The following is a 21,154-nucleotide window of genomic DNA, read 5'->3' on the forward strand; positions in this document are numbered from 1 at the left end:
TGTTCAAAGCGCGGGATTCTTCCGGCTTTCCCTGCAAGATCAGGGGCACGACCGCAGGGTTCACGCGGGCGGTCGGGATTTTCGAGGAACAGGGGAACGGGCCATGCCATCGAAAAATACTCCGCCATCGGGCCATGACGGTCCCTATCCTGCGCCGGTCGAGGTGCGGGGGTTCGCAGTCAAGCCCGAGTGGATCGACTATAACGGCCACATGAATGTGGGCTATTACGGGGTCGCCTTCGACGAGGCGCTGGAAGAGGTAATGGTTGCCCATTTGGGACTGGGCGGCGTTCAGGTCGAGGCCATGGGCGAGGGGCCTTACATGATCCAGTCGCATCTGCAATTCCTGCGTGAGGTGCGCGAGGGCGAGCGGTTTTACTTCCGCTTCCGGTTGCTCGATGCGGATGCCAAGCGGGGACATTATTTCATGCAGATGTTCTCGGAAGCGGGTGACGCGCTTTGCGCCACGCAGGAGGGGCTGTTCATCAATGTCAGTCACCGGACCGGGCGGTCCTGTGCCTATCCGGGCTGGGCTGCCGCGCGGCTGGCGCGGATGGTCGAGGATCACAAAGGGCCGGAGTCCGCGCCGCAGATTGGTCAGCCCATCGGCATTCGGCGCAGATGACGGTGCTCAGCGCCCGATGGCATAAGCCTGCATCAGCCGGGGTGTGGCGGCGGCCCTGAGCATACCGTCCGGGGCGCGCGAGGCGGCAGTCAGGCGGCCGACGGTCCAGGGCGCGGCGACCTCGATTTTGTGGCCGCGGGCACGCAGGTCGGCGATGGTGGCCTCGCCCAGTGCGGGCTCGGCCATCAGATGGCCGGGGCGGGCGTTGCGCGGGTAGAACGAGCTTTGGAAATGTTCGGTGTGAAACAGCGGCGCGTCGATCGCCTGTTGCAGGTTCATGTCCCGGTGGATCAGACGCAGCAGGAAGATCAGCTGCCATTGATCCTGCTGGTCGCCGCCGGGGGTGCCGAAGGCGAGCTCCGTGCCGTCCGGGCGGCGCGCCATCGAGGGCGACAGCGTCGTGCGCGGGCGGCGGCCCGGAGCGAGCGAGCTGGGCAGCCCCTCGTCCAGCCAGAACATCTGTGCTCGGGTGTTGAGCGGCATGCCCAGCCCCGGCACCACCGGCGAGGATTGCAGCCAGCCGCCCGAGGGCGTGGCCGAGACCATGTTGCCCCAGCGGTCGATCACATCGAGATGCACCGTGTCGCCGCGCTTTTCGGTGAGATGCGCCATGGTCGGCTCGCCCGCTCCGATATCGGTCCCGGACATGTGGGTCTCGGCGGCGCGGGTGATGGCGGCCTCGGCCCACGCCTCGAACCCCGGCAGGTGGCCGGGGCGCTGCCGGGTCGAAGCGGTGTCGCCGATCAGGGCGCGCCGGTCGTCCGCGTATTCGTCGGAAAGCAGCTGATCCAGCGGCAGGGCGGTGTGATCGGGGTCGCCGTAATACGCCTCGCGGTCGGCAAAGCCGAGTTTCATCGCCTCGGTGACGAGATGCGCGAATTCGGCCTCACCGGCGCTATCCAGGTCGAAACCGGCCAGCAGGTTCAGCGATTGCAGCAGGGTCGGGCCTTGTGTCCACGGCCCGCCTTTCCAGATGGTCCAGCCATCGTATGTGCCTGCCATCGGTATTTCATAGCTGGCCTTCCAGCCGGCCATGTCCGCACCGGTCAGCACCCCTTTGCGGCGGGCCCCGGCGGCGTCCATGACGCAGGCGTCGCGCAGGTAGCGGTCGATGGCCTCGGCCACGAAGCCCTTGTAGAAGGCCGCTCGCGCGGCTTCGATCTGCGCCGCGCGCTCCGGTACGGATTCGGCCTCGTGCAGCAGCCGCTCCCACGTGGCGGCCAGTTGCGGGTTGCGCATCAGCGCGCCCGGTTGCGGGGCGGTGCCGCCGGGCAGCCATGTGTCATACGAGGTCGGCCACTCGTCGCGGAAGAACCCGGCGAGATCGGCGATTGTATGGGCCACACGCGGCAGGGCGGGGTGGCCCTGGGCGGCATAGTGGATAGCGGGTTCCAGTATCTCGCGCAGCGGTAGCGATCCATGGTCGCGCAGCATCAGCATCCAGGCGTCGAAGGCGCCGGGGATCACGGTCGCCAGCAGGCCCGAGCCCGGAATGCGCCGCAGCCCTTCGTCGCGGTAATGGCCGATGGTGGCGCGGGCCGGGGCGGTGCCCTGACCGCAGACCATCGTGGGCGCGGCATCGCCCGCCGGTTTGATCAGCATCGGCATGTCGCCCAGCGGGCCGTTTAGATGCGGCTCGACCACATGCAGGGTGAACCCGGTCGCGGCGGCGGCGTCAAAGGCGTTGCCGCCGCGTTCCAGTATCCGCATGCCCACCGCCGAAGCGATCCAGTGGGTCGATGTGACGACGCCGAAGGTTCCGGCGATCTCGGGGCGGGTGGTGAAGGTCATGGCAGCTCGGTCCGGTTGTGCGGCAATCCTGCATGCCACCTGGACCGGGTCAAGCCGCTGTCAAGGTCAGGCGACCAGATCGAAGGCCGTGGCGGTTTCCGCGGCGACCTGCGGGCCTCTGCCCTCTGACGTGGCGTCCGGGCACAGCACGATGGCGCTGGCCGCGAACCAGTCGAGGCAGGTATCCGCCAGTTCGCAGGCGTCCTGAAGCATTGCGAACCGGACGGACCACGGCGGGGTCCTGTCCGATCCGGGCAGGGTCACGACATACCCGGTTTCGTCGCGCGCGATTTCGATGATCATTGTCGTCTCCCGAACGGTCATGCCCGCGACTGTGCCAACGGATTGTATCGCTGAGGTATAAGTCCTGTGTCACATTCTTGAATATGACGGGGAAGGCTTAGTAATCCCGTTCGAAAAATATCCCGATCCCGGTATCGCCATTGCTGTCCACCGTGCCGCGGACGGTGAAATTGTCGGTGACGTCGAGGTTCAGGTTCACCTCGGTGTCGCCCTGGGTGTTAACGGTGAAGTCGGTATAGAGGTTCTCTCCCAGATACCCGCCCGCCCCCAGCAGGCCGCCGCCGCCCGAGGCGGCGCCGACCTCGACATTGCTTAACCCGGTTTTTTCGCGGATGCCCTTGGTTGCGTCGCCGCCGGCACCGCTGAGCTGCGCCAGCGAGGCGGCCATCTGAGCGACGACAAAGGGTGAGAGTTGTGAGAACTCGTTGCCGAAAAGCAGCATCGCCAGCGCTTCTTCGGCAGGGCGTTCCGGGTCGGCGTAAACGTCGATCTTGGGCGCGTTCAGCGGTCCGGTGATTTCGATGGTGGCGGTTCCGTCCGAGGTGGTCGTTGTCGAGGCAAATTCCAGATAGGGGGTCAGGTTGCCCTGAAGGGTGACCAGGCCCTTGGTCAGGTTCAGCCGTCTTGTAAGAATGTCGAATGTTCCCCGGATCAGTTCGATCTGGCCGGAAGGAACGATTTTGGCCGTGGTGCCGCCGACATGGATCTTACCACCGAGTTCCGCGTTCACGCCGCGCCCGCGCACGAAAACGCGGTTGGGCGCGAGCAGGTTGACATCCAGCGCGATGCGCGAACTCTTGTCATTGCCGTTTCCCGTGTCGAGCAGGTTGGCGCGCTCCAGCGTGGCATAGACCTGCGCCGATTCCCCGCTATGCTTCATCGGCGGTATCGGGGCGGCGCCGACCGCGCCCGAGGCGGCGGCGAGGTTGATGTTGGTCTCTCCGAACTCGATCTGACCGGCCAGCGAACTGTTGCCTGCCAGCGGCCCCGACATCACGATCTGGCCGTTGAGGACGGTCTCATAGAGCAACTGATCGGTCAGCACGAGCTGGTTGATCGCGGTAGTGATCTGCCCGTCGAAAGGAGGCGTCAGCGCCACCGGCCCGGAAATGGAGAAGCCGCCGCCATTGCGCCCGTTGCCGTTCAGTGCCAGGGTTGCGCGGCTGTTGGCGAGGCTGACGGTGCCGCCGATATTGGTAAGTGTCTGACCGGCGGCGGGAATGGCGAAGGTCACACCCGAGGTCGAGATATTGCCCGACAGCGCGTCGAGGCCCGGCTTGCCCTTGAGCGCCAGGTCATACCGGGCGGAACCCGCGATCTTGTTGGGAGTGATAAATTTATTGGCGATACCGATATTGATACCGCCGGTGGCGGTCATGTCGGCCGTGCCGGCGCCTTCGTCAAATGTGCCCGCGATCGTGGTTTCGATATTGGCGGGGCCGGAGGCGTTGGCGTCGACCGTCCAGATGCCGTTCTGGCGTTTGGCGTGTCCCTTGGCTGTGGCAGATCCCGGAAACTCGGGCAGGAACCGTTCCATCCGGTCCAGCTGTGCCTCGAAGTCGAAATCGGCATCGCCGCCGGTATCCGCGACGCCGACAAGGTTGGCATAAGAGCTGTCCGGCCCGGTCAGGCGGATATCGCCCTTGATCCCTTGCCCGGTCGGGACCACGTCACCATTCAGGCTCAGCGGGCCGGAGATCGTTTTCGAGATCCGGGACAGGTCGTCCAGCGCGGCGGACAGCGTCAGGCTGCCGTTTTCCTCGCGCAGATCGCCGCGGGCCTGTGCGGTGAGCGCGGTGCCAGTCAAATCGAAGTTGCGGATGTTCAGACCCTGGGCGTCGCGCGAGGCGTCCACGGTCAGCGCCGTATGCCCCTGAATCAGCCCGTCGGCCTGTGCGATGCCAGTTTTCAGATCGTCGGCGTCGAGATCGAATTTCAGGTCGAAGAGCCGGGATTGCACCGTAGCGCTTCCCTGGGCGTCGGCGGTGACGGAACCGCCCAGATCAAGCTTGGCGAGGTCGGAAAAGACCGACAGGTCGGGGGCATTCAGCCTGGCCTTCCCCTCGACCGAAATGGCCCCGGTCGGGTCGGTGATCGTCGCCACGATATCGGCATCCAGAGCGTTGGCATTCACCACCGCCTTGCGGATGACGATCTGGTCGTCCGAGCGGGCGGCGTCGAGCGAGATCTGCGCCGGTCCGGCAATGATCGGGTCGATCTCGGCCAGCCCGGTTTTCAGGTCTTGCCCGGATATCTCGGCCTGACCGTCGAATTCCAGCGTCTCGGGCCTGCCCGTGCCAGTGACAGAGGCGTCGATACTGCCGCCCAGATCCATCTTGGCCAGCGCCGAGAATACCGACAGATCCGGGGCGCTGACGCTGGCGTTGCCGTCAAGCGTCAGCTTGCCGCCGGGTTGTGTGACCTTCGCCGCCGCTTCCGCCGTCAGCGCGGTGCCGTCCAGGGTGGCCTTGCGGATGGTCAGCCCCTGACCGTCGCGTACCGCGTCCAGCGTGATGGCCGTGTCGCCCGTGATCAAAGGGTCGATATCCGCGCGCCCGGTGGCGAGGTTGCGGCCCTGAATGTCGAGCTGGCCGTCGAAACTGCCCCCAAGAGGCGAGCCCTTACCGGTCAAGCGGGCGGCGACCTCGCCGGCAAGATCCATCTTGGCCAGACCCGAGAACCGGGACAGGTCGGACGCGGTCACCGCCGCCGAGCCGTCCATCGCGAAGCCGGAATTCAACCCGTCGATGACGGTATCCGCGGACAGGGTGTAATCGGATCCGAACAGTTCGAAATTCGAAAGTCGCAGGGTCTGCTCGCCGGTCAGGGCGAAGAGTCCGTCGAGCGTGATGCGGCTGCCGACCGCGTCCTGCAGCGCCGGGTCCGAGAAATTCACACCGTCGAGCAGGGCCTGAAGATCGCCGTCGAGCTCGGGCGTGTCGCCCTGGCTCAGGGTGCCCTGCGCAGTCAGGCGGGTGTGGCCCAGTCGCAGATCGGGCGTAGCCAGATCGCGGGCGGTCAGGCTGAGATCCCAGAGGTTGCCGTTGGCCTTGTCGAACAGCAGGGAAAGCTGCGCCGCGTCCAGCGTCGTGCGCGGTTCGGCGACCGGCAGGACAACAGGCTGGTCTCCGGGCGGAGTGATGCGGCCCTGCAGCGCGACCTTGTTCAGCTTGCCGCCCGCGGCCAGGCTGAGTTCGCCGGACATGCGCAGCGCCTCGGTCGTCAGTTCGAATTCCGGGATGTCGAGCGCGCCTTCGGGTCCGGTGCGCCCGTCCACGTAGAGGCGGGTTTCAGTGCCGAAGAACGGGTCGAATTCTTCGGCCAGCAACGGCGTGACATCGCCGCCGAGATCGGCGGTAAAGCGGATGCCCGCACCTTCATCAGCCGCCTCTTCGCTTTGCGGCGCGTTCACGCCGCGCAGCCGGACCTGCCCCGCGATCCGCTGGGTGTCGTCGCTGGTCAGGCCCAGATCGGCGGTGAAATCCGTCACTGGCCCGTTGCCCTTGGCGGTGACCAGCAGCGGCGGTTCACCGGGAATTTTCAACACGCTCGAGATCAGCCCGCCCTGATCCTCGACAATCCTGAGGTCCAGCCCGATGACGCTGTTTTCGTTCTGGAAGCTGGCCGTCAGGCTGATCGTATCTCCGGGCCGGTCCAGCCGTTTGATGTCGAGACTGGTGTCCAGTTCGCCATCCGCCAGCGACAGCGCCCCGGCCAGCGACAGATCGGCGGCCAGCCCGAGCAGCGGCTCTCCCAGTGCCAGCTTGTCGATACCGATCTTGCCGATCTCGACCGAAACCGGCAGTTCCGGCAGCTGGAACGGCTGCGCCTCGGGCGTCGGCAGCTCCGGGTCGGGGGGGACGGGTTCGGGCGTGCGGGCGACGCTGATTTCCTCTGCGGTAAGTTCATTGACCGAAAAACGGCCCCGCAGCAGCGCCAGCCGGTTCCAGTCGAGCACCGCATTGTCGATGGTCAGCCAGACGCCGTCGTCATCGGCCACCGTGATCTGCTGGATCGTTGCCTTGGAACTGAGTGCACCCTCAAGCCCGCGCACCTTGATATAGCGGGAATCGGTGGACAGTGTGTCCTGCAGGAAGCCGACCAGCAGGCCGCCCTCGTCCTCTTCCTGGTCCTGCGCCTGTGCCCAGACAAGGGTAGAGGCCGTAGCGAAAGCGCAGGCGACAACAAGAGGATATGTCAGCCGGTGTCTCAAAACGCCTGTCCGATCCCGATATAGAATTGAAGACCGTCCCCGGTAACGCCCGAAACCGGATAGGCCAGATCGAATCTGAGCGGGCCAAAGCCGCCGATGTCATAACGTATACCAAGCCCCGCGCCCGAATGAGAGGCGGTGTTGCCGGTGGCAAAGGCGTTGCTGTCCACCGCGCCGAAATCGTAGAATCCGACCAGCGACAGGTTTTCGGTCACACGTCCGCGCACCTCGGCGGACAGACCCAGAAACGAGCGCCCGCCCGCAACCTCGCCGTTGACCGGGATGCCGAGACTTTCGAAGGGCTGGCCGCGTACGGTGCCCGCGCCGCCGGAGAAGAACAGGAAATCGGGTGTCACCGCGTCGGCGGACGGCCCCATGACCGAACCGATCTGCACCCGGCCCGCCAGCACCAGCGCGCCGCCGGTTCCCAGATCCCAGTATCCGCGGCCATCGGTATAGATCCGCATCCCGGATTCCGCGCCGGAAAACCCGACGAACGGCATCAGCTGCGCATCCAGATAGAAGCCTTTGGTGGCGCTGACCCTGCTGTCGCGCTGATCCCATTCGGACCGGAAGGGCAGGATGATGTAGCGGAACTTGCGGCCATCGCCATAGGCGTCGTCCGCGTCGGAATACTGCAACCCCAGCCAGGCCTCGGCATAGAGCCGGTCCGAAAACGTGCGCCGCACACCATAGCCGAGCTGACCAAGTGTCTCGTTATAGTGGGTTCGGTTCCGCCGCTCCAGCTGGGCGGTGTAGAAGGTGCTGTCATCCGGGCCCAGCCGCGCCGGTTCGTCCAGGCGCATTCCGATCCGCCCGTCGATGTCCTCGGTGCCGCCGATATTGCGCACCGAGGCTTCGAACCGGAACCTTTCAGCATTGCCAAAGAGATTGCGGTGGATCCATGTGGTGCTGACGTCCAGCCCCTGATTCGACGACACCTCGACCCCGAAGGTAAAGCGCCGCTTGGGCATGTCCTCGAACGTGGCGCCGAAGTCGAGGGTTCCGTCGGGATTGGGGTTTTCGGCTTCTTGCAGCGATACCACGCTGAAAGCGCCGGTGCGCCGCAGGCGGGTGCCGATCTTCTGCACCTGCGCGGGCGAATAGACCTCACCCGAGGGGAACCCGGCGATTTTTTCGATCGCTTCGGGTTGTACGTCGCTGTCGCCTTTGATGAACATCCTGCCGAAACTCAGTTTCGGTCCGGGGATCAGGGTGATTTCGGAATCGATCCGGGCCTGGGCGTGGCGGGCGGTGATCCTCTGGTTGCCCACCTCGGCCTTGGCGTGACCCTGATTTTCCCACTCGCGCAAACCGCCCGAGGTGGCCTCCTGAATGACACCCGTCGTCGCCGTGCCGCCGGGGCGGTATTCCTCGGGCAGCACCGTGCCAGCCGCAAGCGGGCTTATGGTGGCGGTTCCGAACCGGAAGGTCGGGCCGGTCTGCACCGCGATGTCGATCCGGTTGATCTGGGCGGGTGTGTTCAGCGGGTCCATATCCGCCGCTTCGCGGCCGTCCAGACGGATATTCACAACCGGGCTGAAATACCCCTCGTCATAAAGGATCTGCACCACGGTACGATAGTCGGACAGGGCCGCCGACAACAGTTCGATCGGGGTATCCAGCCCGCGCGCCTCGGCGGTCAGGACGGATGAGGTTTCTTCGATCCGCTCGCGCAGCTCTTTCGAGGCGCCCGGAGCCGTCAGAGAGGTTTCCAGCGCATGCGCAAGACCGGGATTTGCTGCCACAAAGATCGCAAGCAGCACGCCCGTCAGGGCGTTCCACGGTCCAACAAAATTCATAGAGCCTGGCCCTCGACTGCAAAATCCCGCCTGAAGTTCCAACCATGACCGTCTCGCGCGGCCGTGATCATGCCAGTTAGATCATCTGAAGGCCGCGATGAAAAGCAGTTTCGAGCGCGGGGCGGTCCGAAGCGCTGCCCGTCGCACCGCCGTCCGGGCAATCAGCCCCGGCAGCGCTGTGACGAGCCATGTCCAGGTCGGGTTGCCGACGCGGGCGTGAGTGGTGTTGAAATAATGCTGAATGGTGACACCCATCGTAAACACGAGCGCGGCGACGATCCGGTTGTACTCGGTGGCAAATGCCAGCGGATAGCGGTTGCTGAGCGTCAGGAACACGACCGGCAGCGTCAGATAGTTGTTGTGGATCGAGCGCAGCTTGGCGATCTTGCCGTGTTTCGGATCGGTGGTGCGCCCGTTTTTCCGGTTATCCACCACGATGCGCTGGTTCGGCATGATGATGAAGAACACGTTGGCGGTCATGATCGTGGCGGTAAACGCCCCAAAATGCAGCATCAGCAGCGCCGCTGAGTCAGGTGGAATAGCTTTCCCATCTGAACCAGGTCAGGTGCTCGGGTATCCGTTCGGGCGCCACCGGGAACTTGCGGATGTGAAAGAAACCGCGGCCATGCACCTGCCATTCCTCGCCTTGCGCAGGCCCAGGTCCAGGGCAATGAAATAGAAGGACGATCCGATCCAGGCGATGGCGGTGATCACGTGCAGCCAGCGCACGGCAAAGGCGGCCCCGTCCAAGAACGCGACGTCGTCGTACATGCCAAATTCTCCGGTTCTCTGATGCCAGACCAGGCAAGTGTGGATTAACTTGAATTCCCGTATGGTGCCAATATTTATCAAAAATCTCCGAAAAGATGTCCTGTCTCGATAATATTCGTACCTTTGTCCGGGACTATGAGCCGGGCTGGGCGTTCTATCCCGGAGCGGCGACGGTGCTGGAGGCGATGGGGCGGATGAGGGCGGCAGGCCGGGCCGCCCCCGCGCTTTCATTACCCAGGCAGGGCAGGCGGCGAGTTTTTATCGCGGCATCTGGCATTGGGTGCTGACGCCACTCAACGGGCCGGACCTGTTCGCGGTGGTGAACCGGATCGGTGACGGTACCAATCTTGAGGAATTCCGGTTCGACGATCCTTGCGAGATCGTGACCGGAAATATGCAGCCGCCGGGCAAGAAGCGGCAAGACCCCCATGAGATCCGAAGGGAGGACAGGGAAATCATGGCCGATACTTCATAGGAACGCCGGAGCGACACCGAGATCCGAATTTCACGCCCGCGCCGCACAAGGCGGTGCCGCAGGGCATTCAACACGTGCTGGCGACGTTCGCCTCGAACCCTCAGGATTTTCCGGAGTTGCCGTATCTGATCCAGATGTCGAAGCTGTTTGCAGGGGTCGCCGCCCTGTTGCAGGTGATTGCCGGCGGGCCGGTCGGTGCGGCGCTGCCGATCGTGCAGGGCACCAGCTTTGCGTTTCTGCCGATCATGATCCGCTGGTCGCGGGCAAGGGCGTCGATGCGCTGGGCGCGTTGTTTGGCGGTGTCACCGTCGGCGGGCTGTTCCATGCCTGTCCGGGCGCGGTAGTCGGCAAGATCCGTTTTGCGCTGCAACCTTTGGTAACGGGGCTTGTTGTGACGATGATCGGTCTGGCGCGGGTCAAGGTCGGCATCCAGTACGCCGCCTGGGGCGTACCCGCCATCTGGTGATCATCGGGGCGCTGTTCCTGATCCTGTGCGGGCTGTTGCCCGCGGCGCTGATCGTCATGGTGCTGAATCTGGTTTTGCCCGAAGACCTGGCGGATGAGGCGGCCGAGGAAACCTCTGGCGGCATGGCCGGTTGCGTGTTGGACAGTTTGCCGGGCCGGTTGGGCTCCCGCCTTTCCCCGCCGCATCACAGATGCGGGCGGTGAAGAGTTGGGCCGGGCAGCACGCGGGCAGGCCCGCGTGCTGCGGTTGTGCCAGGTTCAGTCGGGCGCCATCAGTCGGGCGACGTCGAGCATGCGGGCCGAAAACCCCCATTCGTTGTCGTACCAGCCGAACACGCGCACCTGATCGTCACCGATCATCCGGGTTTCGGGGCCGGCAATGACCAGTGACTCGGGGCGCGCGCGCAGGTCGGAGGAGACCAGCGGCATGTCGGTCCATCCCAGAACCGCAGAGGCATCCACCGCTTTGCGCAGGGCCGTGCCGAAGGCCGGGGCGTTCATGCCGCGTTCCAGCCGCGCCACCAGATCGACCGCCGAGACGCTGGCTGTGGGCACCCGCACGGCGGCGCCCGAGATGCGGCCGGCCAGATGCGGCAGCACCGCGTCGACCAGATGTGTCGCGCTGGAGGTGGTCGGCACCATCGACAGCGCACCGGCCCGCGACCGCGCCAGATCGCCGCGTGGCGCATCCACCATCGGCTGGCTGTTGGTATAGCAGTGGATCGTGGTCATATGCGCCGAGGCGATGCCCGCGATTCCGTCGATCACCCGGACCAGCGGCGCAAGGCCATTGGTGGTGCAGGACGCGTTCGACACGATCCGGGCATTGCCCAGTTGATCTTCGTTGGCGCCCAGAACGACGGTCACTTCGGCAGCAGGCGACGGGCCGGAGATCAGCACCTTGCCGGCCCCCGCGGTCAGGCCACGCGCCGCGACATCCGATGTGCGCGCGATGCCAGTGCAATCCAGCAGCACGTCGACGCCCGACAGATCCACCCGGGCCAGATCGTCGCTGTGGGTCATCGGAATCGCGCGCCCGTCAATCACCAGAGCTTCGTTGCCTTCCAGAACGGTACCCGGATAGGGGCCGAAGGTGCTGTCGTACTTGAACAGATAGGCACAGGTTTCCAGCGGCGCGATATCGTTGATCAGCACCAGTTCCAGTCCCGATCCGTGCGGCAGCGCCAATAACTGCCGCAGGATCGTGCGGCCGATGCGGCCGAATCCGTTGATCGCAAGTCTCATGGGGCAAGCTATGGCAGGAGCGTCGAGCGACCTCAATGCCCCTGCGCGGGCAGGATCAGTTGCAGCTGACCTGGGAAAAGAACTGGCCCGAGATGTTCTGGTACATGCTGGAATAGATCGCCTGGCATCCGGTCGCCGCCCGGATGGCCGCCATGGCCTGAACCGTGCGCAGGCGCGGCGGCGGGCCGAACGGGTTGAGGTTGTTGTTGTCCCGCGTGGCGCGATAGATCACCGGCTCGTCCGAGACCTGGGTGACGGCCCAGGTTCGGCTCATGACATGGACGGTGGTGGCCTCGTCTTTGGCGATGGCGGGCGGGGTTGCGAACAGGGTGACGGCAGTGGCAGCGGCCAGCACCGCGAATGTAATACGTGCTTTCATGATAAGACTCCCGGCAAATTGTGCTTTGCCTGTGATTTGAGCAAATTACGGAGCATTTGAGAAGTCCCGGCGGGCAGGCAAATGGCGCTGAGCCGTGCCGAGAGCGACAGACGCAGTGCCATGTGCCGAATTGCGGCAATTTCCGATCTGGCTGTATGCAATTGCCGCAAGGCTATTCGGTCAGCGCGAAAAGGTTCCATTCGCCGGGCGTGCCGCGAAGCTCTCGTTGCCCCAGATCATGAAACCTGTGTTCCGACCCAAGTGTCAGGTCCTTGACCGTCTGGGAGGCCAGAATTTCATCCGGCTTCCCTTCGCCCATGAACCTTGCGGCCAAATGCACGGCGACACCGCTCAGGTCCTGCCCCCGAACTTCGCACTCTCCCGTATGCACGCCTATCCGGCTTTCCAGGCCCAGCCCGGTCACGTCCCGGCGCAGGGCGAGAGCGCAATCCAATGCGCTTGTCGGTCCTCGGAACGACAACAAGTATCCGTCACCCGTTTGCTTGATCCTGGTGCCGCCAAATGCCTCGACCCGGCGCTGCACGGTTTGATCGAACTGTTCCAGAATGCTGCGCCAGCGCTCGTCGCCCATCCGCGACAGATGTTCCGTTGAATCCACCAGATCCAGAAATACAAGCGTCAGCAGCTTTCTTTCAGGTGTGATCGAAGCCGTTTCACCGGTCACAAACGCCCGGATTTCAGTGACCAACCGATCCTGATCGCCATACCAGGCGATGTGATCTTCGCCCGGCAAAACATGCAATTCCGCGCCTTTGATATGGTCTGCCAGATATTTCGCGTTGTTCAGATCGCACCAGTTCTCGTTTTCGCGGTGCAGCACCAGCGTTGGTGCCCGGATGGGGGAAAGTACACCGCGAATATCTATTTCATAATTCATTTCCGAAAGTTTTCGGAGGGCACGGGGGCTTGCAGCATAGCGAAAATAGGTGTCGAGCCAACGTTGCGCCGCCGGATCACCGGCAATACTGGGCGCGCCATCAATGCCCAATAGCTGACCGTTGGCATAATCGGCGAAATGTTCTATTGCCGCCGTCACCGCGTCGGGCTTCAGTCCGTGCGGGTAATCCGGTGCCCATTTATAACGCGCGCGGCAGCCGAAAAAGATCAAGTGGCTGACGCGCTCGGGATAGGTGGCAGCGAAGACGCAGGAGATTGCTCCGCCCTCGGACATGCCGAAAATCGCCACCCTATCGGTGCCAACCGCATCCAGTACCGCGTTGATATCCTGCGACCTCTCTTCCAGCGTGGGATAGCCGACATCCCTGTCCGACATACCCACGCCCCTTTTGTCGAAGAAGATGACCCGCGCGAACCGGCTGATCTTGGTCAGAAAGCGTGCATAGTCGGGGCTTTCCCACGCATATTCGATATGGGTTGCCCAGCCTTGCGCCCAGAGCAGGTCGATCGGCCCGTCACCGAAGACCTGATAGGCGATGTGAATGTCGCCGGCCTTTGCGTATTGAGTTCTGGGTCGCTCCATTGTTTCAGGATCGCGTGCGGCGCCCAATGGGTCAAGTCTGTGCGGAGGCTCGGGCCTGGCCCATTCCCCGGTCTTGGCGCTGCGTCAGCGACAGGGGCATATGGCGGTTGACGTCTTTGTAGAGAAGATAACGGAACCGGTCCGTACCGCCCGCGTAAGAGGTTTGAGGGCAGATGGCGCGCCGCCACATGTAGTCACCCGCCTCGACCCCGACCCAGTCCTGGTTGAGGCGACAGACGGCCTTGCCCTCAAGTGCGTAGAGCCTGTGCTCCATCACATGGGGTTCGGCAAAGGGGGTAATGCCGTCCGGCTCGAAGGTGACGATATCGCGCATCGTGCCCTTGGGGATGGCCGCGTGGGCTTTGGTGGACATGGCGTGGTCGGTCAAAAGCCGATCTTGTCCGGGAAGTCTGCCGGTGGGCGGATAGGCTTCTTCGGGATTGTTTGAAGTTTTCCGCGCGGGGCTTGGACATCGCCGCAGGTGCGGGATATCCTCGAGGACAACTGGAAATCATGTGTGAGTCAGTTATGAAAAAATGGATTTGTCCGGCTCTCGTCGCCGTGTCGTTGGCGCTTGCTGCGCCGGCAGCGCAGGCGAAATCCCTGTCGCGGATGGTCGCCGAACTGGGGCTCAGCCCCGCGGATTTCGAGATCATGGGGGCGGCAGCGAATTCTCTGTTTGCTGGTGGCAGACCGTCAACCGGGCAGGAGGCGGCATGGGCCAATGAAGCCACCGGCGCGAACGGTACGGTGCGGGTGCGCGAGATGCGCGACAATTGTGCGCATCTGCAATATGTCTTTACCCCCGGCGGCGCGGATGCCCCGCGCGAGATCCGCACCCGGCGTTGCCTGGATGCCAGTGGCAACTGGGTTCTGACGCCCTGAAACGCAAGATTGCATGTGCAGAGTGCGAATGGGTTTTGACGTGCGGCGCGAATCTTTTATTCAAGGCAGACAGGGCAGCGTTTCGGGCAAGGGGCGGTGCCAGAGGATAAAAAGCAGTCCAGAGGAACAAGGGACATGAAATTTACCGAAGAACATGAATGGCTGGATGCCGACGGTGATCTGGTGACGGTAGGCATCACCGCCCATGCGGCCGAGCAGCTTGGCGATGTGGTGTTTGTCGAACTGCCCGAGGTCGGCATCGAGGTCACCAAGGATGACGAGATCGTGGTGATCGAATCGGTCAAGGCCGCCTCGGACATTCTGGCGCCGCTTGATGGCGAGATCGTCGAGGTGAATGAGGCGCTGGCCGACAATCCCGGTCTGGTCAACGAGGACGCGATGGGGGATGCGTGGTTTTTCAAGATCAAGGCTTCTGACCTGTCGCCGATGGACGATTACATGGACGAAGCGGGCTATAAGGACTTTATCAGTTAAGTCAGCTATTGCGGCATTCAGGCTCTGGCGGTGGGGTTGTCCTGCCGCTTCCGAACGGGCCCCGGTTTCGCGCCGGGGCCCGTTGGCGGCTGCCGGCAACTCCGCCCTCGCATGTTCCACCGTGTGACGTCCCGTCACGCAACTGGACTTTATCCGCGCGGCTGCGCCATCCTTGCAGTCAGGGCAGTGGCCAGCGCGGCCGTGGGAGGAGACAGGTTCATGAACATGACATTCGCCATGCGCGAGGAAAACCGCGAGCTGCTGGCGCGCGTCGCCGATATGGTGCGCAACGAGATCATGCCGCTGGAAGAGGAATACCAGGCCGAGATCGGCAAGGGCGACCGCTGGCAATATACCGAGCGGCAGGCGGAGATCCTTGAGGGGCTGAAGGCCAAGGCCAAGGCCCAGGGGCTGTGGAATTTCTGGCTGACCGACAGCGACAAGGGATTCGGTCTGACCACCGTGGAATACGCCTATTTCGCGGAAGAGATGGGCAAGACGCCCCTGGGGGCCGAGGTGTTCAACTGTTCGGCCCCGGATACCGGCAACATGGAGGTGTTCGAGCGCTACGGGTCCCAGAAGATGAAGGACGAGTGGCTGAAACCGCTGCTGGAGGGCGAGATCCGCTCGGCCTATCTGATGACCGAGCCGGACGTGGCCAGCTCGGACGCGACCAATATCGCGATGTCTTGCGTGCGGGACGGGGACGATTACGTTCTGAACGGCGAGAAATGGTGGTCGTCGGGCGCGGGCGATCCGCGCTGCAAGGTCTATATCGTGATGGTCAGGACGGGCGGTGAGGAGCTGCCCAAGCACAAGCGCCAGTCGATGATCGTGGTGCCCGCCGACACGCCGGGTATCGAGGTGCTGCGCCCGATGGAGGTCTACGGCCACGACGACGCCCCGCACGGCCACATGCACATCCGGTTCACGGATGTGCGCGTGCCCGCCGAAAATATCCTGCTGGGCGAGGGGCGCGGCTTTGAGATCGCGCAGGGCCGTCTGGGGCCGGGCCGCATTCATCACTGCATGCGCGCCATCGGTCAGGCCGAGATCGCGCTGGAACGGATGTGCAAGCGGTCGATGCAGCGCGAGGCGTTTGGCAGGAAACTGGCGCAGCTGGGCGCCAATTACGACATCATCGCCGAGTGCCGGATGGAGATCGAGATGGCCCGCCTGCTGTGCCTCAAGGCCGCGTGGTATATGGATCAGGGCGATGCGCGGGCGGCGGCACCCTGGATCAGCCAGATCAAGGTCGTCGCCCCGCGCGTCGCGCTCAAGGTCATCGACGAGGCGGTGCAGATGTTCGGCGGCCAGGGCGTCAGCCAGGACACGCCGCTGGCAACCGCCTGGACCCATGTCCGCAGCCTGCGGCTGGCCGACGGGCCGGATGCGGTGCATCGCCGTCAGGTCGCGCGGGCGGAACTGAGAAAACACACACAGGAAAAGATCTAGGGTCTTCCCATGAACACCGACCGGCGATCCTATTTCCGGCAAGGGCCGGATGGCGTTTTCATTGCCAACGATCCCACGCGCGGGCCGTGGTCGGCCGATCACTGCCATGCCGGTCCGGTCACCGGGCTGGTCGCCCGTGCCGCCGAGCGCGAGGTGGGGCCGGACAAGATGCTGACGCGGCTGACGCTGGACGTGCTGCGCCCGCTGCCGCTGACAGGTCTGAGGGTCGATGCCGAAACGGTGCGGCACACACGCACGCTGGCGACCACACGGGTCAGTGTCAGCGATCTGGAGGGCACGCTTTGCGTCCGGGCCAGCACGATGCATCTGGTGCGCAAGGATATGGGTTCGGTGCCGACCGCGCCGGTTGCCGCCCCGGATTTCACCGCGGCCCGCCCGGGGCCGTTCCCGATCCAACAGGCGCGCCATGATCTGCCGTTCTTTGCACAGTTTGTCGATATCCTATATCCGCCCGGTCAGTCGCACGAACCCGGTCCCAAGACGATCTGGATGCGCGCGCCGTCATTGCTGGAGGGCGAAGTGCAGTCGCCGATCCAGTCTCTGTGTCCGCTGGCCGATTGCGGCAACGGAATTTCGTGGAACTGCCCGCCCAGCGAGATGGGGTTCATGAACACCGACCTCAGCGTGCATATCCACCGAGAACCGGAGACGGATTGGCTGGCCTCGGAAACCGTGTCGCACTGGCACGACAACGGGATCGGCCTGGCGCAGGCGGTGCTTTTTGACACGAAAGGCCCCGTTGCCACGGCACTACAGACGCTTGTTTTGTTCCAACCGAGCTAAGCGGTTGGCCAATTTCTGCGCGCCGTCTCAATAGTGCATTGTCGCTGCGTGGTCAGAACCCTATTTTTTGCCCATGCGCTGGTTCCTGACACTTTTTGCCATCTGCCTGCCGATCCCGGTCGTGGCCCACCCCCACGTGTTTATCGACACGGGGCTAGAGTTCATCGTCGATGATGCAGGCAATCTGACCCATGTTCGAGTGACCTGGGCCTATGACGAGCTGTATTCCCTGTTCGAGCTTGAGGACAGGAAAATGGATCAGGATGGCGACGGTGCTTTAAGCGAAAACGAACAGGTGCTTCTGGCCGGGTTCGATGCGCAGTGGATTGACGGGTATAACGGTGATCTGGTTGTGCGCGCAGATGGTCGGACCATTCCCCTTTCCGGTCCGATGGAGCCCACTGCCAATACAGAGAATGGCCGCATCGTCACGACCCATCTGAGGGCGGTCGAGGGCGATCCGATCGCGGCGACTGCTCTGTCGGCCAAGGTTTTCGATGAAACCTACTACACAGCTTACGAGGTAACGCGCGCCGTGACCGTAACAAGCGATCTGTCGTGCCGGATCGAAAGGATCGATCCCGATATTGATGGCCAGCTTGCTCAGATGCGGGCGTTTCTTCTGACGCTCGATGCCGACTATGATCTGGAGGAGAACGACATCCCGCTGGTCGGCGAAAGCTTTGCCACAGAGATCCGCGTTTCATGTCCAGATACCTGATTATCCCCGTCGCCTTGTCGTTCGGTTTGCTGCTGTGGTTCTGGGGCAGCGGCGGGTTTGACAGCCTCGCTGCGTGGGCAGCCGGAGAACAGCGAGAGTTCCAGAATCTGATCGCTCGATCCCTGCGTGCCGCACGCGCAGAACAGCTTGAGGCCGTGGCCACCCTTTTGACCGTCTGCTTTGCATATGGGTTTTTTCACGCGATAGGCCCCGGCCATGGCAAAGTCCTGATCGGAGGGTACGGGCTGGGGCGCAACGTGGCCATTTGGCGACTGTCGGCGATTAGCGTGCTGTCCAGCCTTGGTCAAGCTGTCACCGCAGTTGTGCTGGTCTATGCGGGGGTTTTGGTGTTCCAGATGTCGCGGGACAGTCTGGTTGGTGCGACCGAACAAATTATGGCGCCCGTAAGCTATGGGGCCATCGCCGCAATCGGACTATGGCTGGTGTTCCGGGCCTTGCGCAGTTTCGCCAGACGGTATCGGATCGATCAGACGGAAGCGTATCGCCACCACGATCACGATCATGACCACGGGGTTTGCTCGGATTGCGGACACCGGCACGGTCCAACCGCGGAAGAAGTGGCACAGATCGGGAATTGGAAAGAAGCTGGCCTGTTGATTGCTGGGATAGCTGCGCGTCCCTGCACCGGGGCGTTGTTCGTACTGATCCTGACTTGGCAGATGGGAATCGCGATTGTGGGAATCGCCGGTGCTTTTGCCATGGCGCTGGGTACAGCGACAGTGACGACTCTGGTCGGCTGGACCTCGTTTGGTCTGCGCAGAGGGCTATTGGCCTCGGCCACCAGCTTTGCGCAGGTTCTGGCCCCGACAATCGAACTTGTTGCAGGTCTGTTGATCGCCGTTATTGCCAGCGGGCTGCTGCTGCGCACGATTTAGTCGAATACGGGCTCTGGATTGCCAGCCCGCGCCAGATACAGCCCTGCGGCGGACAGACCGGTCCGCACACGGCGCGGTCTTGGATCTCAAGCGCGTCGCGCTCAAGGTCATCGACGAGGCGGTGCAGATGTTCGGCGGCCAGGGCGTCAGCCAGGACACGCCGCTGGCAAACGCCTGGAGCCATGTCCGCAGCCTGCGGCTGGCCAACGGGCCGGATGCGGTGCATCGTTGTCAGGTCGCGCGGGCGGAACTGAGAAGACATTCACAGGAAAAGATTTAGGGCCATCCCATGAGCACCGACCGGCAATCCTATTTCTGGCAAGGGCCGGATGGCGTTTTCATTGCCAGCGATCCATCAGGCGCGCCATGATCCGCCGTTCTTTGCACAGTTTGTCGATATCCTTTATCAGCCCGGATGACCGGCGGCTGGCGTCATTCGGGCACTTCAAGCAGCGCAATCATTTCGGCATACCCCCGCGCCCGCGCCAGATCGAGCGGCGTGGCGCCATTGCCATCGGGGATCGAACGATCCGCGCCCGCGTCGAGCAGCAGGCGCAGGACCTCCTGATGGTCTGGCCCGCCATCTCCCAGAACCACCGCTTCGATCATGGCGGTCCAGTCGAGGTTGTTGACGTGATCCAGAGGCGCGCCGGCCTGAATCAGGCGGCGGACGACCTCGACATGGCCCAGATGCGCGGCGGCGATCAGCGCCGTGCCGTCATAGGGGCTGGTGGTCAGACCCGGATCGTTGCCAAGCGCGATGGCCACAGACATCAGTTCCGGATCATTCGCCACCGCCGCGATCGTCACGATGTCATAGGCCTGCCCCTCCAGCGCGTTCATGTCTGCGCCGGCCTGCGCAAGGCTGCGCAAAGCATCGTCTTGTGATGCATAGGCGGCCACGTGGGCGGGGGTCCGACCGCGGCGGTCACGGGCGTTCAGATCGTTTCCCGCAGCGGCAAGGCGCATGATTTCGGCAACGTCCCCTTCATGCGCGGCCCGGTGCAGCCCCTGGTAATCTGCGATCTCGGTGGCAGATGGGGCAATCTGGGCCAGCGCGCCGGTCGCGGCAAGGCACAGGATCAGGAATGTAACGAACCGTGTCATGAAATGCCTCACTCCGCTGGTTGCCGGAACCGGAAAGGTGCCCGCTCACAGTATGACAGAGCCGGAATGCGATGCACAGTGATCAGGTAGGGTCGGATCTGGCCCTGATCTGATTGCGGATATACCGGGCTGCGGCTTGGGCGGAAGGCGGGGTGTTTTCAGCCAGCAAACCGATTTGCCAGCCCAGCCGCAGCGTGTCGATTTCCGCATTTGCGTCGGCCAGCCGGGCCTCATAGTCCGACAGGCATTGTTCGTGGAGCATTCGAACATCCCGAAGTGCAAGCAGATCGGCCAGCCTGTCCCGTGTCGCGTCGAGCATCGGCAGAATGCGCGGTTCATGCACCGTGTTCCAGTTCCGTTCGACCCAATAGTCCAGCCCGATGGGCTTGTTCATGTGGTTGGGCAGCCCACGCCGTTGCTTGACGAGAAACTCGTCGAGTGAGCGCAGCGAGTAGTGGTTCAGCCCGATCAACTCGGGGCCGCAGGCCGTCCCGTAAAGGCTGATTTGGGCCTGTTGCCGGGTAAACCCTACCGGCAGGCGGGCGCCGTCCGGTCCCAGCCATATTGGCCCATCTCGCCCATCGCCGTGTTTGGGTCGGTGCACTCCCAGTTTTTCGAAACGCGCGGGCCGGAAAAGGGACTTGAACAGATGACCCAGCGGGAAATGCAGATCCGCAGGTGCGGCGGACAGAAACCGGGCCGGCGTCAGGCCGGCTTCCCGGCTGGCGATGCCGCCGGAACCGAAAAACCGCCACGGGATCGCCAGCGCGTCGAACAGGCCGGAGCGGTCCCCGAACATCCGGATCAGCTGGTCGAGGCCGGGACAGGTTTCGGGAAGCCACAGGAATTCGTCGCAATCAAAGAACAACACCCATTCGGCGGCAAGAATGGCGGGATGTTCCGCCGCCAGCCTCAGCGCCTGCCACTGCGCGGTGACTTTTTGCGTGTGCTGAAACGGGGCATGGGTCACGATGCCTGCCGCCGACAGGGCGTCCAGCAGATCCGGGCTTCGGTCGGTGCAGTCATGCGTGAAGATCACGAAATGGTCAAATCCACAGGCCAGATGATGTGCTACCCACTCAAGAATATATGATCCATCATCCCGCAGGCAGGTAAAGGCAACAATACGGGGGGTGGCCGGGTCCGGTGTCATCGGGGTTTTGGTAGCAACCGGTGTCATGCGTTTCAAGTGGCCGAGGCGCGACATACACGAGGTATAGT

Annotated in this window: 18 protein-coding genes and 4 pseudogenes; 11 read left to right on the forward strand and 11 right to left on the reverse strand. The window is 63.4% G+C overall.

What is annotated here, in order from left to right:
- The first annotated feature begins 103 nt into the window (after nt 1–103).
- Nucleotides 104–625, forward strand: coding sequence for a thioesterase family protein (locus ACR0AO_RS01125; RefSeq protein ID WP_480598888.1), 522 nt, complete (start codon nt 104–106; stop codon nt 623–625).
- 6 nt (nt 626–631) lie between these two features.
- On the opposite strand, the gene ACR0AO_RS01130 is transcribed toward ACR0AO_RS01125, so the two are convergent.
- From ACR0AO_RS01130 to ACR0AO_RS01150, 5 genes and pseudogenes are all read right to left on the reverse strand, one after another.
- Entirely contained in the window at nt 632–2,416 is a 1,785-nt protein-coding gene (locus ACR0AO_RS01130) for a gamma-glutamyltransferase family protein (RefSeq protein ID WP_480598890.1), read from the reverse strand.
- A gap of 66 nt (nt 2,417–2,482) precedes the next feature.
- Nucleotides 2,483–2,719 carry a hypothetical protein gene (locus tag ACR0AO_RS01135; protein WP_480598892.1) on the reverse strand — a complete coding sequence of 79 codons (237 nt, stop codon included), beginning with the start codon at nt 2,717–2,719 and terminating at the stop codon, nt 2,483–2,485.
- A 97-nt stretch (nt 2,720–2,816) separates the two neighbouring features.
- Complete coding sequence (locus tag ACR0AO_RS01140) at nt 2,817–6,932, reverse strand: translocation/assembly module TamB domain-containing protein (protein WP_480598894.1); 4,116 nt, start codon at nt 6,930–6,932, stop codon at nt 2,817–2,819.
- Nucleotides 6,929–8,734, reverse strand: coding sequence for an autotransporter assembly complex protein TamA (locus ACR0AO_RS01145; RefSeq protein ID WP_480598896.1), 1,806 nt, complete (start codon nt 8,732–8,734; stop codon nt 6,929–6,931). Before ACR0AO_RS01145 ends, ACR0AO_RS01140 begins: the two co-directional genes overlap by 4 nt.
- A 171-nt stretch (nt 8,735–8,905) precedes the next feature.
- Nucleotides 8,906–9,505 (reverse strand): annotated as a pseudogene (locus tag ACR0AO_RS01150) (urate hydroxylase PuuD); the annotation flags it as partial.
- Nucleotides 9,506–9,650: 145 nt separating this feature from the next.
- Between ACR0AO_RS01150 and ACR0AO_RS01155 the strand changes: the two are divergent.
- The 3 genes and pseudogenes from ACR0AO_RS01155 (at nt 9,651) to ACR0AO_RS01165 (ending at nt 10,649) form a co-directional block, all read left to right on the forward strand.
- Nucleotides 9,651–9,980 carry an ureidoglycolate lyase gene (locus ACR0AO_RS01155; RefSeq protein ID WP_480600811.1) on the forward strand — a complete coding sequence of 110 codons (330 nt, stop codon included), beginning with the start codon at nt 9,651–9,653 and terminating at the stop codon, nt 9,978–9,980.
- Nucleotides 9,977–10,440, forward strand: a pseudogene (locus tag ACR0AO_RS01160) (solute carrier family 23 protein); the annotation flags it as partial. The gene ACR0AO_RS01155 and the pseudogene ACR0AO_RS01160, both read left to right, overlap by 4 nt.
- A gap of 2 nt (nt 10,441–10,442) precedes the next feature.
- Nucleotides 10,443–10,649 (forward strand): hypothetical protein, encoded by a 207-nt coding sequence (locus tag ACR0AO_RS01165; RefSeq protein ID WP_480598898.1) that lies wholly within the window; start codon nt 10,443–10,445, stop codon nt 10,647–10,649.
- Nucleotides 10,650–10,703: 54 nt separating this feature from the next.
- Here ACR0AO_RS01165 and ACR0AO_RS01170 read toward each other — a convergent pair whose 3' ends face one another.
- The 4 genes and pseudogenes from ACR0AO_RS01170 to ACR0AO_RS01185 all read right to left on the reverse strand — a co-directional run.
- A complete protein-coding gene (locus tag ACR0AO_RS01170; protein ID WP_480598900.1) occupies nt 10,704–11,690 on the reverse strand; it encodes a type I glyceraldehyde-3-phosphate dehydrogenase in 987 nt (328 codons plus the stop codon).
- A gap of 55 nt (nt 11,691–11,745) precedes the next feature.
- Nucleotides 11,746–12,069: a hypothetical protein gene (locus ACR0AO_RS01175; RefSeq protein WP_480598902.1), complete on the reverse strand. Its 324-nt coding sequence runs from the start codon at nt 12,067–12,069 to the stop codon at nt 11,746–11,748.
- A 172-nt stretch (nt 12,070–12,241) separates the two neighbouring features.
- Complete coding sequence (locus ACR0AO_RS01180) at nt 12,242–13,570, reverse strand: adenylate/guanylate cyclase domain-containing protein (protein WP_480598904.1); 1,329 nt, start codon at nt 13,568–13,570, stop codon at nt 12,242–12,244.
- A 31-nt stretch (nt 13,571–13,601) separates the two neighbouring features.
- Nucleotides 13,602–13,895 (reverse strand): annotated as a pseudogene (locus tag ACR0AO_RS01185) ((S)-ureidoglycine aminohydrolase); the annotation flags it as partial.
- Between the two features lie 203 nt (nt 13,896–14,098).
- Here ACR0AO_RS01185 and ACR0AO_RS01190 point away from each other — a divergent pair.
- The 7 genes and pseudogenes from ACR0AO_RS01190 to ACR0AO_RS01220 form a co-directional block, all read left to right on the forward strand.
- Nucleotides 14,099–14,455 carry a hypothetical protein gene (locus tag ACR0AO_RS01190; protein ID WP_480598906.1) on the forward strand — a complete coding sequence of 119 codons (357 nt, stop codon included), beginning with the start codon at nt 14,099–14,101 and terminating at the stop codon, nt 14,453–14,455.
- Between the two features lie 135 nt (nt 14,456–14,590).
- Entirely contained in the window at nt 14,591–14,950 is a 360-nt protein-coding gene (gene gcvH, locus ACR0AO_RS01195) for a glycine cleavage system protein GcvH (RefSeq protein ID WP_480598908.1), read from the forward strand.
- Between the two features lie 219 nt (nt 14,951–15,169).
- Complete coding sequence (locus tag ACR0AO_RS01200) at nt 15,170–16,405, forward strand: acyl-CoA dehydrogenase family protein (protein WP_480598910.1); 1,236 nt, start codon at nt 15,170–15,172, stop codon at nt 16,403–16,405.
- 9 nt (nt 16,406–16,414) lie between these two features.
- A complete protein-coding gene (locus ACR0AO_RS01205; protein ID WP_480598912.1) occupies nt 16,415–17,209 on the forward strand; it encodes a thioesterase family protein in 795 nt (264 codons plus the stop codon).
- Nucleotides 17,210–17,282: 73 nt separating this feature from the next.
- Nucleotides 17,283–17,930: a DUF1007 family protein gene (locus ACR0AO_RS01210; protein ID WP_480598914.1), complete on the forward strand. Its 648-nt coding sequence runs from the start codon at nt 17,283–17,285 to the stop codon at nt 17,928–17,930.
- Nucleotides 17,915–18,826 carry a nickel/cobalt transporter gene (locus ACR0AO_RS01215; protein ID WP_480598917.1) on the forward strand — a complete coding sequence of 304 codons (912 nt, stop codon included), beginning with the start codon at nt 17,915–17,917 and terminating at the stop codon, nt 18,824–18,826. Before ACR0AO_RS01210 ends, ACR0AO_RS01215 begins: the two co-directional genes overlap by 16 nt.
- Before the next feature lie 91 nt (nt 18,827–18,917).
- Nucleotides 18,918–19,106 (forward strand): annotated as a pseudogene (locus ACR0AO_RS01220) (acyl-CoA dehydrogenase family protein); the annotation flags it as partial.
- Between the two features lie 152 nt (nt 19,107–19,258).
- On the opposite strand, the gene ACR0AO_RS01225 reads toward ACR0AO_RS01220, so the two are convergent.
- Nucleotides 19,259–19,933 carry an ankyrin repeat domain-containing protein gene (locus ACR0AO_RS01225; RefSeq protein ID WP_480598919.1) on the reverse strand — a complete coding sequence of 225 codons (675 nt, stop codon included), beginning with the start codon at nt 19,931–19,933 and terminating at the stop codon, nt 19,259–19,261.
- Nucleotides 19,934–20,015: 82 nt separating this feature from the next.
- Nucleotides 20,016–21,113: a glycosyltransferase family 2 protein gene (locus ACR0AO_RS01230; RefSeq protein WP_480598921.1), complete on the reverse strand. Its 1,098-nt coding sequence runs from the start codon at nt 21,111–21,113 to the stop codon at nt 20,016–20,018.
- Nucleotides 21,114–21,154 lie beyond the last annotated feature (41 nt).

Source organism: Ruegeria sp. AF8 (assembly GCF_056541825.1).

Coding starts and splice junctions, on each gene's coding strand:
- ACR0AO_RS01200 (WP_480598910.1), top strand. CDS start 15,170: ATGAACATGACATTCGCCATGCGCGAGGAAAACCGCGAGCTGCTGGCG.
- ACR0AO_RS01230 (WP_480598921.1), bottom strand. CDS start 21,113: ATGACACCGGTTGCTACCAAAACCCCGATGACACCGGACCCGGCCACC.
- ACR0AO_RS01145 (WP_480598896.1), bottom strand. CDS start 8,734: ATGAATTTTGTTGGACCGTGGAACGCCCTGACGGGCGTGCTGCTTGCG.
- ACR0AO_RS01175 (WP_480598902.1), bottom strand. CDS start 12,069: ATGAAAGCACGTATTACATTCGCGGTGCTGGCCGCTGCCACTGCCGTC.
- ACR0AO_RS01215 (WP_480598917.1), top strand. CDS start 17,915: ATGTCCAGATACCTGATTATCCCCGTCGCCTTGTCGTTCGGTTTGCTG.
- ACR0AO_RS01170 (WP_480598900.1), bottom strand. CDS start 11,690: ATGAGACTTGCGATCAACGGATTCGGCCGCATCGGCCGCACGATCCTG.
- ACR0AO_RS01135 (WP_480598892.1), bottom strand. CDS start 2,719: ATGATCATCGAAATCGCGCGCGACGAAACCGGGTATGTCGTGACCCTG.
- ACR0AO_RS01225 (WP_480598919.1), bottom strand. CDS start 19,933: ATGACACGGTTCGTTACATTCCTGATCCTGTGCCTTGCCGCGACCGGC.
- ACR0AO_RS01125 (WP_480598888.1), top strand. CDS start 104: ATGCCATCGAAAAATACTCCGCCATCGGGCCATGACGGTCCCTATCCT.
- ACR0AO_RS01180 (WP_480598904.1), bottom strand. CDS start 13,570: ATGGAGCGACCCAGAACTCAATACGCAAAGGCCGGCGACATTCACATC.
- ACR0AO_RS01190 (WP_480598906.1), top strand. CDS start 14,099: ATGAAAAAATGGATTTGTCCGGCTCTCGTCGCCGTGTCGTTGGCGCTT.
- ACR0AO_RS01210 (WP_480598914.1), top strand. CDS start 17,283: ATGCGCTGGTTCCTGACACTTTTTGCCATCTGCCTGCCGATCCCGGTC.
- ACR0AO_RS01205 (WP_480598912.1), top strand. CDS start 16,415: ATGAACACCGACCGGCGATCCTATTTCCGGCAAGGGCCGGATGGCGTT.
- ACR0AO_RS01130 (WP_480598890.1), bottom strand. CDS start 2,416: ATGACCTTCACCACCCGCCCCGAGATCGCCGGAACCTTCGGCGTCGTC.
- gcvH (WP_480598908.1), top strand. CDS start 14,591: ATGAAATTTACCGAAGAACATGAATGGCTGGATGCCGACGGTGATCTG.